The sequence below is a fragment of the Caryophanon latum genome, from assembly GCF_001700325.1.
In the GTDB taxonomy this organism is placed as follows: domain Bacteria; phylum Bacillota; class Bacilli; order Bacillales_A; family Planococcaceae; genus Caryophanon; species Caryophanon latum.
Genome location: NZ_MATO01000023.1, coordinates 1 through 13,829, shown reverse-complemented (window position 1 = coordinate 13,829; position 13,829 = coordinate 1). Strand labels below are relative to the sequence as shown.

Annotated in this window: 14 protein-coding genes; 2 read left to right on the top strand and 12 right to left on the bottom strand. The window is 44.1% G+C overall.

Annotated features, from left to right (window positions below):
* Positions 1-7: 7 nt before the first annotated feature.
* The 7 genes from A6K76_RS05830 to A6K76_RS05805 all read right to left on the bottom strand — a co-directional run bounded on the left by A6K76_RS05830 (position 8) and on the right by A6K76_RS05805 (position 6,694).
* Positions 8-811, bottom strand: a complete 804-nt coding sequence (locus A6K76_RS05830) for an alpha/beta fold hydrolase (protein WP_066463031.1) — start codon at positions 809-811, stop codon at positions 8-10.
* Positions 812-1,109: 298 nt separating this feature from the next.
* On the bottom strand, positions 1,110-1,649 hold the full coding sequence (locus A6K76_RS05825) for a GNAT family N-acetyltransferase (RefSeq protein WP_066463030.1): 540 nt from the start codon (positions 1,647-1,649) through the stop codon (positions 1,110-1,112).
* Positions 1,650-2,101: 452 nt separating this feature from the next.
* Positions 2,102-3,235: an NAD(P)-dependent alcohol dehydrogenase gene (locus A6K76_RS05820; RefSeq protein ID WP_139108650.1), complete on the bottom strand. Its 1,134-nt coding sequence runs from the start codon at positions 3,233-3,235 to the stop codon at positions 2,102-2,104.
* 125 nt (positions 3,236-3,360) lie between these two features.
* Entirely contained in the window at positions 3,361-4,386 is a 1,026-nt protein-coding gene (locus tag A6K76_RS05815) for a LolA family protein (protein ID WP_066463028.1), read from the bottom strand.
* 219 nt (positions 4,387-4,605) lie between these two features.
* On the bottom strand, positions 4,606-5,562 hold the full coding sequence (locus A6K76_RS05810; RefSeq protein ID WP_245671961.1) for a HAMP domain-containing sensor histidine kinase: 957 nt from the start codon (positions 5,560-5,562) through the stop codon (positions 4,606-4,608).
* Positions 5,559-6,005 (bottom strand): hypothetical protein, encoded by a 447-nt coding sequence (locus tag A6K76_RS17010; RefSeq protein WP_245671960.1) that lies wholly within the window; start codon positions 6,003-6,005, stop codon positions 5,559-5,561. The genes A6K76_RS05810 and A6K76_RS17010 overlap by 4 nt, the downstream gene beginning before the upstream one ends.
* Complete coding sequence (locus tag A6K76_RS05805; RefSeq protein WP_066463027.1) at positions 6,002-6,694, bottom strand: response regulator transcription factor; 693 nt, start codon at positions 6,692-6,694, stop codon at positions 6,002-6,004. The genes A6K76_RS17010 and A6K76_RS05805 overlap by 4 nt, the downstream gene beginning before the upstream one ends.
* Positions 6,695-7,206: 512 nt before the next feature.
* Here A6K76_RS05805 and A6K76_RS05795 point away from each other — a divergent pair.
* Positions 7,207-7,821, top strand: coding sequence for a DUF4352 domain-containing protein (locus A6K76_RS05795; RefSeq protein WP_066463023.1), 615 nt, complete (start codon positions 7,207-7,209; stop codon positions 7,819-7,821).
* Positions 7,822-7,869: 48 nt separating this feature from the next.
* On the opposite strand, the gene A6K76_RS05790 is transcribed toward A6K76_RS05795, so the two are convergent.
* Positions 7,870-8,346, bottom strand: coding sequence for a helix-turn-helix domain-containing protein (locus A6K76_RS05790; RefSeq protein ID WP_139108649.1), 477 nt, complete (start codon positions 8,344-8,346; stop codon positions 7,870-7,872).
* A gap of 87 nt (positions 8,347-8,433) precedes the next feature.
* Here A6K76_RS05790 and A6K76_RS16755 point away from each other — a divergent pair, with 87 nt between their 5' ends.
* Entirely contained in the window at positions 8,434-8,571 is a 138-nt protein-coding gene (locus A6K76_RS16755) for a hypothetical protein (RefSeq protein ID WP_169817987.1), read from the top strand.
* Here A6K76_RS16755 and A6K76_RS05785 read toward each other — a convergent pair.
* The 4 genes from A6K76_RS05785 to A6K76_RS05770 all read right to left on the bottom strand — a co-directional run bounded on the left by A6K76_RS05785 (position 8,568) and on the right by A6K76_RS05770 (position 13,628).
* Entirely contained in the window at positions 8,568-8,867 is a 300-nt protein-coding gene (locus tag A6K76_RS05785; protein ID WP_066463020.1) for a hypothetical protein, read from the bottom strand. The genes A6K76_RS16755 and A6K76_RS05785 overlap by 4 nt on opposite strands.
* A gap of 16 nt (positions 8,868-8,883) precedes the next feature.
* Entirely contained in the window at positions 8,884-9,729 is an 846-nt protein-coding gene (locus A6K76_RS05780; protein WP_066463018.1) for an alpha/beta fold hydrolase, read from the bottom strand.
* A 136-nt stretch (positions 9,730-9,865) separates the two neighbouring features.
* Positions 9,866-12,325, bottom strand: coding sequence for a hypothetical protein (locus A6K76_RS05775; RefSeq protein WP_066463016.1), 2,460 nt, complete (start codon positions 12,323-12,325; stop codon positions 9,866-9,868).
* A gap of 250 nt (positions 12,326-12,575) precedes the next feature.
* On the bottom strand, positions 12,576-13,628 hold the full coding sequence (locus tag A6K76_RS05770; RefSeq protein ID WP_066463013.1) for an Ig-like domain-containing protein: 1,053 nt from the start codon (positions 13,626-13,628) through the stop codon (positions 12,576-12,578).
* Positions 13,629-13,829: the final 201 nt, after the last annotated feature.

Here is a 13,829-nt window from a genome sequence, read left to right as displayed (position 1 = left end):
TTTTTGGCTATGCTGAAGCGGTCGTTAGCTCCGGCTTGCTATGTGCATGCACGAACGCGATCGCCGCTTCGTTAAATGCTTGTGCTTTTTCGATATTGCAAACGTGCCCACATTTTTTTAATACGAGCGCTTTTGCATGAATATCACGTTGAATGTCCTTAAGTAACGCACGCACAAATAAATGATCTTCCTCACCTGAAATGTATAGCTTCGGCACAGGTGAACGATGCGCATATTTGTACGTTTGCTCGACGTTTTGAATGAGCGTAAACCATGTGAAAAAATTGCGGCGCGTCATTTTTTTCGCTTCTCGTATGAAGAGCGAGCGTGACTTGGCGTGGCGACCTTTTGGCATCATGACATGCGCAAATAAACGATAAATCCACATATGTGGCGTCATATGCTTAATCGCTTGTCCAATCACAAGCAGCCCCTTTGACCACGCATTAAAGCGCGTAATCGTTCCACCAAGCACGGCGCTTAACACACGTTCAGGTGCTTTTTGCAATAAATGATGAATGACGATTGAGCCGAGCGAAATGCCGACGAAATGCGCACGCTGAATGTTAAGCGCTTCCATCGTCTTTTCCACCTCGCGCACGACGATGTCATAATTGAAGTGATCCTCATATGAATGAACGCATGGTGAATCGCCGTGCCCTGGTAAATCGATGCATAGCACGTGAAAATGCGCACAAAACATGTCGAGCTGCTTGTAAAAAATGTTCGAGTTGCCCCCGATGCCGTGCAATAAAACTAATGTATGTGTTGCTGCTTCGTTTGTCGATGAATAATAATGATAATCTAGCATGAACCCGCCTTACCTCAGTTATGCTCCGTAAAAAAAGGGCTTTAGATGATATTTCGCATCTAAAGCCCTTTTTGCGCATAGTCATAAATGATATTGTATTTTTCAATCATTATAACGGCTCGCTCGCTGAAACGCAAACGAGCGCTTACACGAATTTTTAAGCAAAAACTTTTATATAGCTAGCATTTCGTATTGGTAACGAACTATTACAATACGAGCGCACGGACGACAAATAATTAATAATATCGGAGCAGATTCAAAAACGGTAAAGGAGCGTCATACGAACCCCTTTACCGCTTTATACCGTGATGCGCTGTGCTGCGAGCCATCTCTCTTTCGTTAATTCCATTTCAATTAAATGCCAATATGTATTGTGGTACGCACGCGCATTTTCGATGAAGCGGTGCTGCGTAAAGCCAATTTTTTCATAGCATTGAATAGCCGCTTCGTTAAAGTCAAAAACGCCGAGTGTGACGCGCTCTAGCTGTAATTCGCCAAACGCATATGTTAGCGCTTCGTTCATTAACTGCCCGCCGTAGCCTTTGCCGCGATGCTCCGGCGCAATTAACACTTTGCCGATGCGGGCACAGCGATAAATGCGATCGACACGCCCGATTGAAATATGTCCGATGCACGCATTCGTCGTCGAATCGATTGCCTTGAACACATACGTCGTCGCGTCTTCTACATTCGCCCCAAATATGTATTGATGTAGCTGCGCGGTCGTCAGCGGATATGTAAATGCTGGGCCGCCCCATTGCAGTAAAAATGCATCGGTCGACACCCAGTCAATGAGCTGCTCAAAATCTTTCGCCGTAAAGGGCTGTAGCTGTAGCATAAAATTCCCCCGTTCTACGCTATTTTGACATAAAAAATGTGCAGCGTCATATTTAGCGCTACACAACTCATCGTTAACCTCGATTAACTTCATTATACAAATGTTTCGTAAAACAAAATATGAGATATCTCACATTTTCAAAAAAAATTAGAAATCATTTCATTACCTATCACTAAAAGTTAGCATACCACAATTAACGAGAAAATATTCAATTTGTTTGGAAATTATAAACAACATTTGTATAGTGGAAACGCAAGCGTGCTCATTAGCCAATCAATTGGCAAAAGCATATTATTATGAAAAAATGCTAATAGGCTCGTCACATCGAAGCAAATTTTCCACACGCGAAATTTATTTGTGCTTTCCTTGATTTTGACATCATCTTTTCCTATTGAAGTCTGCCCGTTGCTTCAAGCCTATTGTCGTCATATAGCAGTTACTAACTGTTCTCGTTATTGCGGCAGTGGTTCGTTTTGTCGATACGTTTTATCAATTAGTAAAATCGGTTTGATCGTCACACCGCTGTTTGAATCAGCGCTCGCCTCATTAATTTGCTCAAAATCATAAAATTTCACGAGCTGATCGAAAGCGAATTTCCCTTCTTTATGCAATTGAATTAGCTTCGGAATCGCCAGTTGTGGAATCGCATCGCCCATTAAAATACCTTTCACAGAACGATTAAGTAGCACTAAATCCATAAATGAATTCATTTCCATACTGTTTGGTGTAACGGCAATTGGTGCAGTCACGCCACCGATACCGAGCACATCAATAGCTGCTTTCATCACTGCACTTACACCCGTTGTATCAATCGAGAAGTTAACTCCTACACCGTTCGTAATATCGGCAATGCGCTCTGCTAAATTTTCCGTTTTACTGTTAATCGTATGCGTAGCGCCGAGCTTTTTAGAAATGTCTAATCGAGAATCGTGAATATCTACCGCAATAATTGTGGCACAGCCTTCTACTTTTGCCATCATGAGCGCACCTAAACCGACTGCCCCTGTACCGAAAATGACAATCGAATCGCCTACTTTCACTTGCAAGCCGTTTACGACCGTGCCAGCGCCTGTTAAAAAGCCACAGCCGAGCGGACCGACAAGACGCAAATCGGCATCATCGTCAACTTTAATTAAATTGTTCACGTTCGTAATCGTATACGTTGAAAAAGAGCTTTGTGTGAAAAAATTTGAAACAGGCGTACCGTCGAGCTTTTTAAAAATTGGACTACCGTCTGCGCGTGCTCCCGACATGTTTAACGTCGTCCAGCTAACACATGACGACGGATGCCCTGTTCGACAGCTCGGACATGTGCCGCATGAATTGTATGCCATCACGACTTGATCGCCAACTTGAAAATCTCGCACACCCGCACCGACTTGTTCAACAATCCCTGCCCCTTCATGCCCTAACACTGCTGGCAACGGAAACTCTGCATCACCAACGCGCAATGCCTCGTCTGAATGACAAATACCCGATGCGACGAGCTTAACGATCACTTCATTCGCTTGTAGCTCCTGTAACTCCAATTCCTCAAATTCATACGGACCATTGACGGCGTTTACTACTGCTGCTTTCACTTTCATGCGCATTCCTCCTTCAAGTAACGTACAGTTCCAGTTTATCGCATCACCCTTTAATTTTCAAACTATTATAAAAATTAAAAAGGAGATGCTTGAAATTATTTCAAGTGTCCCCTTTCCCTTCTTTATTATTCCATTGTTACCATACCGCTTGCTAGCTCGATAAATTGCTCCACTGTAATCCCTTCTTCCATAAAGAGAACGTTGTAGCGTAAGCCGTTTTCCTCCCACTGTAAAAATGTTAAGCCTAAGTCGCCTGAAAATGAACCTTCGATGCCACGAACTGTCATCGGCTGCTCGATTGCTAGTGGCTCAGTTGGCTTAAATACCGAAATCGTGAACTGGAGCGCGTCGTCTTTTGCGTAGTTTATGGCAATTTCATTCGTATCGCTTTTCATATCTTCAATCGAATCAATCGTGTAGCCTGTCGTGTCTGGTAAAACTAAAACGTTGCCGAGCTTTTCTACTGCTTGTTCGGTCGTAATGTTTTCTGGTAAGCTAATCGCATTTTGTTGGACAACGACATCCTTTGGTAAGTCCAGTGAGAACACATCATCGGCAATGTTTGTGTTCGGCTCGTACGTCGTGTATTCTGTCGTCGTCGTCACGTCCGCCGCAACCATTGTTGATTTTAGTGGCATCCACGTCTTTTTATCAATCCAAAACTCCATGTCGCCAAATAACGTTTCGCCTTCTTTCGCTGTTGCGATTAAATGATACGTATCGTGCCCTGCAACTTTCGCATCGTCGCCGAATGTAATGTTGTGCGTATCTTTAATGCTGTTGTAAATGCTCATCATTTGCTCTTGCATCGTCGGCTGTACGTACCCGCCTACTGATTCACCTACTTCAAATGAAATCGCTGTTTTTTCCCCTTCCACATACGATGTGATCGTTTGTCCGTCATTTAACGCTACCGATGTTTCCCTGTTTGAATCCGTCATTTCTGAACGAATTTTACGATCCTTTACCCATTGCTTTGCGCTTAATGTACCATCGCCTGAATCGATCGTATACTCGGCATAATATGAAGACAAATCCTCCGTTTGCACCGCGTTGTTTAAAATGTCTTGCGGTGATAAATCTTCGGTGCTTGAACATGCCCCTAACGTTAATGTCAATATTAATGTTGCTGAATAAATGATTTTTTTCATTCCAATCTCTCCCTTTGTCGTCAGTTTGTTTGCTTGTTGTATTCAATATACCAGTGGATTTTTCGTTTTTTGAAAACTTTATACTTTCTTTATTTTTTACGATGTGCTGGCTGATCGTACAATACGGCTCGAACGTCACGACTGCAGGGTCTTGAAGCTCGCGATTTTCCCGCTGCAGTCCGCCAACTTCTCCGCCAATATTCGAATCGGCAAAAGTAGCTAATTCACTGGCAGCCAAATACAAATGGCGATTTCATTGTGCTGTGATACGGCTTCGATCGTACCGCCGTGCTTTTCGATAATTTGCTTCGCGATGCTTAGTCCGAGCCCTGCACCGCGCTGTCCAATTTGGCTGCGTGATGCATCGTGCTGATAGAGCGGCTCAAACAATTGCTGGCACTGCTCGTTCGTAAACGTGACGCCGCTATTTTGAATGACGATGTATGCACCGCGTTGCTCACAGTTCGCTATGCACCAGCTCGGCTTATGCGGAGAGTTAAACGCAGCAAGGTGAATCGTGCCACCTGCTTCGGTGTACGTCCATGCATTGGATACGAGGTTGTCGACGACGCGCATGAGCTGCTTCGGATTGACGACATACGTGCCATTTATCGTGCATTCGGTCGTGGCGATAAAGCCTTTTTCACTGCTCACTTGTTCGTAATCGCATACAAGCATTTCGAAAAATTCATCGCCGTCTACTTCGACGAGCTCTAATTCGTACGTCGGTGATTGCAGCAACGTGTACATCATTAAGTCGTCGAGCAGCTGCTTCATATAGTCCACCTTCGTTTGCACGACCGCTAAGTAATCGTCGCGCTCCACCTCGCTCAAACCGCGGCTGCGCACACTTTCGGCATATGCTTGAATCGATGTAAGCGGCGTTTTCAAGTCGTGCGATAAGCTCGCAATCATCATTTCCTTTTGGCGCTGCTCCTGTTCAATTTGCGCACGGTTTTGCTCAATTTCTCGCTGCATGTCATAAAAGCTAGCGGCAAGCTTACCGATTTCATCATTTGTCGTCACCTGTGCCGTCACCGTTTCCCCTTTTGCGAACGCGTGCATATGCTGCATTAATCGCTGCAACGGCTCGTGTAGTCGCTTGCGTAAAAATAAAATGACGCAGCCGTATAGCACAACAATGAATAAAACAAGCCCTGTTATAACGAGCTTCATTTCATGTCCGACTTGCTCCGTCCATTCCGTGCGTTATAAATGCCGATTACTTTTCCTTCCGCATACACAGGCTCCTTATACATAAAATGTGAATAATTTTGCTGAAATTCGTATAAGTTTTCATAAACAGTTTGCTGATCTTCAAAACTTGTCATCGTCGGGTTCGATGAGTACAGCATCTTTCCTGTTGGCAAATAGAGCGTCACCATCGTTTGGTCGTTTGACAATGCTTTTACCTCGTCGGATATAATGCGCTCCGTATACAACGTCGCATCAGCTAACACGCTTTTCATATTTGAAACGTGCGACCACTTATCGAAATATTCCGCCATACTTTGATCTTCGTAATAATGATGCACCGACACGTACAATGCATAGAGCGCTCCAAGCGGCAACACCATGACAAGCAAGTATGTCACAAGTAGCCATGTGCGAATGTTCATAGCGGCTCACCGATAAAGCGGTATCCTTTGCCCCATACCGTTTGAATGAAATACGGTGTTTTCACTGGGTCGCTGAGCTTTTCACGCAGCGCTTTAATATGTACGGTTACTGTATGCTGATCAAGGTTCACTTGTTGCCAAATATGCGTGTAGAGTGCCTCTTTCGTGAACGCTTCCATCGGGTGCTGTGCCAAAAGCTTTAGCAGCGCAAACTCCTTCTGTGTGAGCGCTACTTCTACACCTTGTCGCAGCACACGCTCCTTATCCCAATCAATCGACAAGTCGTGGGCAAAGTGCGCCATTTGCGTCGGCTCGTGCTGCTGATTATAGCGTCGCCAACGTTTTAAATGTGCGCGAACGCGAGCCTTTAACTCCTCTAGCGAAAACGGCTTCGCTAAATAATCGTCCGCCTCCTCTAGCCCTTCGACTTTATCGCAGTCGTCACTTTTAGCACTAATCATTAAAATTGGCACGTCGCTTTGCAAACGAATGTGCGAAATGAGCGTCAAGCCGTCCATTTCTGGCATCATCCAGTCAACGATGACGAGCGAATACGGCATGTGTTGAAACTCCTCCAACCCTTCCATGCCCGTCGAAGCCCATGTGACGTTGTAGCTCTCTGCCGTTAATGTGTCGCGTACAATGCGCGCAATTTCGATATCGTCTTCTACTAAAAGAATATGTTCCATGTTGTCCTCCTTCTGAACCTAATATAGCAGTGAATGTTTCGGTTTTTTCAAAGTTTATCGTTTCTTTATAAATGCTACTCATATGTTGATCTGCTAGTCAGCTAAATCATTCCAATTAGATACTAAAAAATTACGATACTACTGTGTAAAAGAGGAATCAGCAAGCGTGTAATTGCTATGTTCTCATATTTTTATCATGTACTTCCTCCATAAAAATTGTTAACATTTACCTATAATATAAATAGGAGGGCTCTTCACCATAACTTGGGGTTGCTTTTCACGTCGAGGCAGGCTTTCCGCGGGCGCGGAGGCGAACACGATGTTTGTCATGAAGGTGATAAACGCCACATGGACGTGGCGTTTATCACCTTCCTCAAGCCTCCTCGTCGTTCGTGCCTCACGACTGCGGGGTCTTGAGGCTCGCGCTTTTCCCGCTGGAGTCCGCCTCTCGTTTCAAGCAACTTTTATACGTCAACCCCAGCTTACGGTGATGAACCAATAGGAGGAATATTATGAAGCGCTTTTTTAAAATTGGTTGTCTTGGATTAATCGGTATATTCGTATTGTTACTCATTATAGGTATGATGGCAGATGACAGCACAACGCCAACTACTGAAAATAACGAGGAAACAGCATCAGTAGAAAGTGAACCTACTCAAGAATCATCGACGCCAGCTACTCAAGAGGAAGTAGAAACAGAAGTAACACCTACAGCAACACTAGGTATGCCGAAACGTGTAGGAGATGCGACATTCACAGTCAATAGTGTGAATACGGCGAAAGAAGTAGGCTCACAATATTTAAATAGTCAAGCACAAGGTACATACTTAGTTGTTAACGTCACATATGAAAACAATGGAAATGAATCGACAACTGTAGATACGTCTTTCTTTAAATTGAAATATGGTGAGAAAACGTATGACTCGGACGGTACAGCGAGTTTATACGCCAATTCACAAGATGATGGCTCGACTGTATTTTTACTAGAACAAGTAAATCCAGACATGTCTGTAACAGGCGATATTATTTTCGATGTAACGGATGAAGTAGCCAATGCGACAGGTTTGCAATTACAAGTACAGACAGGATTTTTTGGCACTGAAACAGGGCTAATTACAATTCAATAAAATGAAAAGCCTCTCTCCGCATCAATGTGGAAAGAGGCTTTTGTTTCGTTATCCTTTCAACAGCGTGTCATAGCCATGCTCCTCTAAAAAATCATCTGTCTCCGCTAATGAAAGACCGCTTTCTAAATGCTTCGCTATGATGAGATCACGTTCGTCACGCAAATAGAGCTCGTTATGCCCCATCTTTTTTAAAAAGTCCGCCGATTGCTCCGCATTTAGCTGCAAGCCGAAGCATAGCTGAATCGTCTTCTCTCGACTTGGCTTACGTTTGCCTGTTTGAATGCCATAAAAATAATCTTTCGTCACGCCTGATTGTGCAATAACTTGTGCATTTTTCAAGCCACTTTGTTTCACGTAACGCTTTAGCACATCGCTCGGTAATTCCGCAATAAATTCATGATGTAGCTTTTTGAGCGCGATTGGTAATGCGGTGAGCGAAACAGTCGCAAGCAGCTTCGAAAAAGACGGAAACGCTGCGGTAGTCGCACTTATTGGTTGAAACTTTTTCTCCTCTTTTTTTTCCATTTTTTCAGCTCCTTTGTGTACTTTTTGACCACCTTTTTTCATTTCAATATGGTGTATCCTCTGTTTATACGAAAGGGGATAAGCAATATGTTTCAATTAATTTTAGAACTACTTACTGAGATTTTTGGCAACCGCGATGACGAGCCGAAATCGCTAAAAGAAGAAGCGAAATCATTCATTGTCAAAAGCATTGTGAAGCGTCTACTCGGCATTAAAAAACGTTAACGCTCCCAAATTTCTTTCACACACGCTGGCACGAACCGGTCGACAATGCGCTTTGCAACTTGCAGGGCGATTAAAATCGAGATGATCGCAATGACGAAGCGGAATGACTCAACGTCTAGCGCATCGACTAGCGACGCGCTGCCGAAAATAATGGCAACTGCTACTGCCCAGGCAAGACAAGCGCCTGCGACGTACTGTTGCCATTCTTGTTTTGTTAGCTGCTTAAACAAATGGCGACGTTTATAGACGCGGTATACTGTAATGATTGAAAACAAGATGACTAATAATGATGACATGTTTAACACTTCCTCCCTAAACGGTTAGTTGTTGCTGAACGATTTGTGCGACGAATTGCGCAAAAGCCGCTTCCTCCTCGATAAATGGGAAATGATTGCTTTTTTCAAACGTTGTGAGCGTTGCGTTTGGCATATGCTCGGCAATCGATGCGGCGTATTCGTACGGACATTGCGCATCATGTAAGCCGCCGTAAATGTATGCGGTCGTCTGTAGCGTCGGCAAAACCGGCTCCATATTAAACGTTTTGAGCTCGACTTGTGTAAAATAATCGAGTCGCTTCGATACCGTTTTGCCGCTGTTTGGACGGCTCATCAGTATATCAAAGCTTGCCGCATCATAAAGCGACATGAGCGTCCATTGTTTATTGCCCGCACGTCGCTCCTCGATTGTCGAAGCGGGATTTCCAAGCATTGCTAAAATGTCGCGAATGCGCGCGTTGTTCGGATTGTCGGCACAATAAATGCTCGCTGGATTGCGCATGTACGCACTTGATGCACAATGCCCACCTGCCACGATGAACGAAAGCGATGTCGGTGCTAGCTCGGCGTACTTGAGCGCAAGCATGCCGCCCGTTGAATGCCCTGCGAAGCCCCACGTCTCAATATGTAACGCCTCACGCACCGCCTCTAAATCGCGAACGCTCTCGCTCATGCTGTAATCGTATCCGTCGTCAGTCGATTGCCCACAGCCGCGTAAGTTGACTAAATGCACCGTAAAATGCGGCGTAAACATCTCGGCAAACACGTTGCCATTTTCATTAAATTCACTATACAAATGCGTCACACAAAGCGGCGCGCCATTTCCTTTTGTAAAAAGCTGAAACGTACCGCGTGCTGTTTCAATGAATTGTTGTTGCCACATGATCAACACCCCTTTATGTAACAATTGTAGCATATTTATTTTCGTAATTTTCGGAATAAATATTTATTTTTAGCACAATTCTTGTATAATAATGAAAAAAAGGTAAGCGCTAGAAAAAATCGCGCTTACCTTTTTGTTATTCATATTTAAAGTAATAGTTGTACGCTAAATCCCACTCATAATACGCAGGAATAATTGTATACACCGTCTCATCTAATAAAATACGTTCAATCGAGCCGAAGTTTTCACGAATGAAGTGGACATTTTGCCCTTTTTTCAGCGTGAACGTGTAATTGTTCGGGTAATTGCTCGTAATTTTATTTTGTGCATCGATGCTGTAGCGCACGACGATGTCACCAGGCTTTATGTCGTCAGCGTCTGGATTACAAAGCACGTTCGACATCGCAAACGCTTTGCCGTTCCACGTATATTGCTCACCTTGTGATGACTGACAGACGCGCCAGCTACCGTCTTTTTCCTCCATAAATGCTTCGCTATAATACGCCTCCGATTCGTCAATGACAACCGAAACATTTTTACCGTTCGTACTGCCGAGCATCACAAATGATAGCGAGCGTCCTTCATAGCCAGCTAACACGACTTGCTCGCGCGCGTTGTTCATTAGCTTACCTGACCAATGTGGCTCGTAATACGCCGCTTCTAATGTGCGCTCATACGTACGTGTCCAGTCGCCTGCTTCATACGTGTACACATGAACAAGCGACTCATATTCATCGTAATTAAAGTACACTACGACCACTTCTGGATTATCGTTGCCCGTTAAGAAATAGCTGTCGATGCTCGTTACTTCATAGCCTCTCGGTGCGCCTTTTTCAAGCGATCCTATGAACGGCTCGACATCAGCGGGCTTTCCTTTCACCGTGACAGCGAGCGTGTCCGTATACGTTTTGCCGTTATGCTTATACGTTGCCTTCACGGTCGCCTTAAAGCTTTCAGATGCATCACGCACATCAATTTTTCCAGATTTACTAATGCGTATACGTGCATCGGTCGTTGAATACGTCACATCGTCTGTCACGTTTTGCTTGCCCGTTTGCCCTGTCACAACGTCTTTCCAGCTCGCATTGACGCGCGTGTCGTACACCTTTCCTTCCTCTACCGTTAACGTATCGTTCGCAAATGCAAGCTCCGTTATGAATTCACAGCCGTTATTTTTCGCAAGCATGAGCGATTTGCCAGTAAGCGGAAACGTGTTGAGCGGTGCGATGCGTTCCAGTGCCGGAATTTCAAGCAACATGTCGTAAAACACACCTGCCTCACTTAGCCTACACGCGCCTAAATCGCCTTCGATATCGACGTGGTTTTCCATTTTTACGTAAGCGCCAAAATCGTTATGCAAATTGACGATGCCGAGCGTTAAATAGCCTGCCTCGACCGTAAAGCGCGGTCCCATTTTCAACTGCACACCACCGTAAATCGTTGACGCTTTTTCGTTTTGTAAATGGAACTCCGCAATCGGGCTGAATTTTTTGCGCTCATACATTGCCCCTAGCTTAAAGCTCGTCGTGTTCGTATACGCAACGCGCGCGCCCATCATAATCGACGGACGAAGCACAACGCCGGCATGCAGCTCAACCGTCAACCCGTACGGCAGTCGATACGTAAACTTCCCAAGCTCGACATCTTTATTGAGCATTTCCTTATACATTTTTTTCAGCGGCACCGCAACTTTCGGCTCGATGCTGACACTTGCAACCATCGCCGCATTGAGCGTTACCGCATGCGGTCCGTTCGTTAGCTTGCGCTTATTAAAATCTAAATCAATCGACATATGGTCAAACTTAATCGAACCCGTCACGCCGTATTGCTGCCCTTCAACGGTCGTCATGTAATCAAGGAGCGCAAATTCCCAGCCATTGCTCATATCCTGCGACGCAAGCATGACACGATCGGCAAGCTCCATATCGATGACGTCCTCACTGCGCAGTTCAAACGTTTCATTCACATCGAGCTCCGCAAATGCTTCCTCAAGCGTCGGGAATGCCGTTTTCACGTGCAGACGCCCTTGCTTTTGCACCGACGCGACAATTTTACGAATGAACCCAGACGGATAGTCGTCATTCGGTTCCATTTTAATGATGTCACCTACTTTATAGCCAAGCGGTAAAATAAACGACTCCGCATATTGCCCTTCCTTACCATATGGCATGTACGTCCCAACAAGCTCGACGTCCGTCACCGTTTTGACGCTACGATTTACAACGACGTTCGCATAGTCGTCTTGTGCAATCATAAATGGCATGTCAACTGCTTCAACGAGCTTTTCGCCGTACATCGACATAGCACCTGCTTGAATCGATAGCGTATAGCTACTCCCTTTTTTGTAGCCTCCACTTGGCGGTGCTACTCGTGCGATTGTGCCGTCCACTGTAATCGTCGTCGTCACCACTTTGCCATCTTCATCGGTTACGACAATGCCTTTTTTCATTTGCTCATCGACAAACGATGAAAACTCGATTTCCCACACTTTATTCGTCGGCACATCGATTTTCATTTCCCATTCGCTCACTGCTTGCACATCGTCAGTTAAAACGAAGCTCATGCAGACGAGCAATATTACGATGATCGCTCTCATGCTGCTCCTCCTTCAATTGTTCACTATGAATGTATGCTACTACAAAATAGTTGAGCGACGGGAAGTTTGTTATAAAACGATAAATATATGACGTCGTTTGCACGTTTTAAGTTGAAAACGTAAGAATTTATGAAAAAATTGTCGCCACTGCTAAAAAGGCTAACTTCGGATTGCTTTCCATCAACGCTAACTTATAATAATGAAAAAGCTGCTTGAACAATCCATTCAAGCAGCCTCTCGATCAAAACCTTTATTGAATTGTAAACGATTTTTTCACAAATTGATCTAGCTCGACATTGGCAGACGATTGCACATTTTTAATCCATAATGTGTACGTTTTGCCCGACTCATATCGCTTTACCGGAATGAGTTGTACGTTCTTCGCATTTTGCTGTTCTACGTAATACAGCACAGGTACAATGTCGTCTTGCTCATTCGTAATGTAAATATTTTTCTCTTTAATCGTTTGCACGTTAACAGGTTGGTTAAATTCTACCGTCCATGTTTTATCCGCTTCGACACCATTTACTGGCTCATGCTCGATATAGTCACGCACGACGATTTTTTGCGTAGCGCTCATGCCATCATACGTAGCCGTCACAGTCGCTTCTCCTGCACTTACCGCATTTAACTTCCCTGTCACGAACCGAATAATGTTCGCATTCGATGTTGTCCATTTTACATCGGAAGCGGCAATAGCGATTTGCGCACCGTCCGTATACTGTTTAAATGCTTTTAACGTTTGAAACTCTTCAATATCCATCACTACTTTTTCTGGCTGAATGACGATTTTTTCAAACTGGCGCTTCGGCAACGACTGAATATCATATAAAGTAGAGGAGCCGAACAAACGATTGTCGAGCTTATTTAATGCAAGACCTTCGTATGTTTCATCATCAAATGATTCAGCTAAATCAAATTGCGTCACAACTTCGTTTGAAATTGTATCAAAAACGATAACAGTCGGAATTTTAGAATAATAATCATACACTTTTCCTAAAATAAATACAAATTGCCCAGTTGAGTCAATTAAAAAATTGTCGACAACTTCCAAGTCCATGCCACTTTCATTCGTATACAGCTCTTCATAGTTATTTGTCACATCGAAGCTTTTGAAAACGAACAGCTGTGAAGTATATTCGTTCGTATTCGTATGAATGAAATATAGCTTGCTATACGCTGAGTCGTATTCAATGAATGTCGCGGATTGAGCGATCGGCTTCCCACTATACGGAATCGTTTTTACATAGCTGCCATCTTTTCCGTTTCGAATCGAAATGTCGCCATTTGCACTTGCGATCACCAGTTCCCCTGTCACTTCGTTAAACGCTAATGATTCCGCACTTTGCGACAAAGAAAACGTGTTACGAACTTCACCCGTTAATGCATCTATATAGACGGTGAAAGAAAATTAGAGTTTCAAACTAAGTCTATTAACCGTAGTTTTAGGTGTTTGATTGATCATTTGGATAAACCCTTGTACAGCACGCTGAATCTTTGCAAC

What these genes read in the sequence shown, in the direction of transcription:
- A6K76_RS05825 (WP_066463030.1), bottom strand. Translation starts at nt 1,649, where the DNA reads ATGCTACAGCTACAGCCCTTTACGGCGAAAGATTTTGAGCAGCTCATT.
- A6K76_RS05785 (WP_066463020.1), bottom strand. Translation starts at nt 8,867, where the DNA reads ATGTCATCATTATTAGTCATCTTGTTTTCAATCATTACAGTATACCGC.
- A6K76_RS16755 (WP_169817987.1), top strand. Translation starts at nt 8,434, where the DNA reads ATGTTTCAATTAATTTTAGAACTACTTACTGAGATTTTTGGCAACCGC.
- A6K76_RS05780 (WP_066463018.1), bottom strand. Translation starts at nt 9,729, where the DNA reads ATGTGGCAACAACAATTCATTGAAACAGCACGCGGTACGTTTCAGCTT.
- A6K76_RS05795 (WP_066463023.1), top strand. Translation starts at nt 7,207, where the DNA reads ATGAAGCGCTTTTTTAAAATTGGTTGTCTTGGATTAATCGGTATATTC.
- A6K76_RS05805 (WP_066463027.1), bottom strand. Translation starts at nt 6,694, where the DNA reads ATGGAACATATTCTTTTAGTAGAAGACGATATCGAAATTGCGCGCATT.
- A6K76_RS17010 (WP_245671960.1), bottom strand. Translation starts at nt 6,005, where the DNA reads ATGAACATTCGCACATGGCTACTTGTGACATACTTGCTTGTCATGGTG.
- A6K76_RS05830 (WP_066463031.1), bottom strand. Translation starts at nt 811, where the DNA reads ATGCTAGATTATCATTATTATTCATCGACAAACGAAGCAGCAACACAT.
- A6K76_RS05810 (WP_245671961.1), bottom strand. Translation starts at nt 5,562, where the DNA reads ATGAAGCTCGTTATAACAGGGCTTGTTTTATTCATTGTTGTGCTATAC.
- A6K76_RS05820 (WP_139108650.1), bottom strand. Translation starts at nt 3,235, where the DNA reads ATGAAAGTGAAAGCAGCAGTAGTAAACGCCGTCAATGGTCCGTATGAA.
- A6K76_RS05775 (WP_066463016.1), bottom strand. Translation starts at nt 12,325, where the DNA reads ATGAGAGCGATCATCGTAATATTGCTCGTCTGCATGAGCTTCGTTTTA.
- A6K76_RS05790 (WP_139108649.1), bottom strand. Translation starts at nt 8,346, where the DNA reads ATGGAAAAAAAAGAGGAGAAAAAGTTTCAACCAATAAGTGCGACTACC.
- A6K76_RS05815 (WP_066463028.1), bottom strand. Translation starts at nt 4,386, where the DNA reads ATGAAAAAAATCATTTATTCAGCAACATTAATATTGACATTAACGTTA.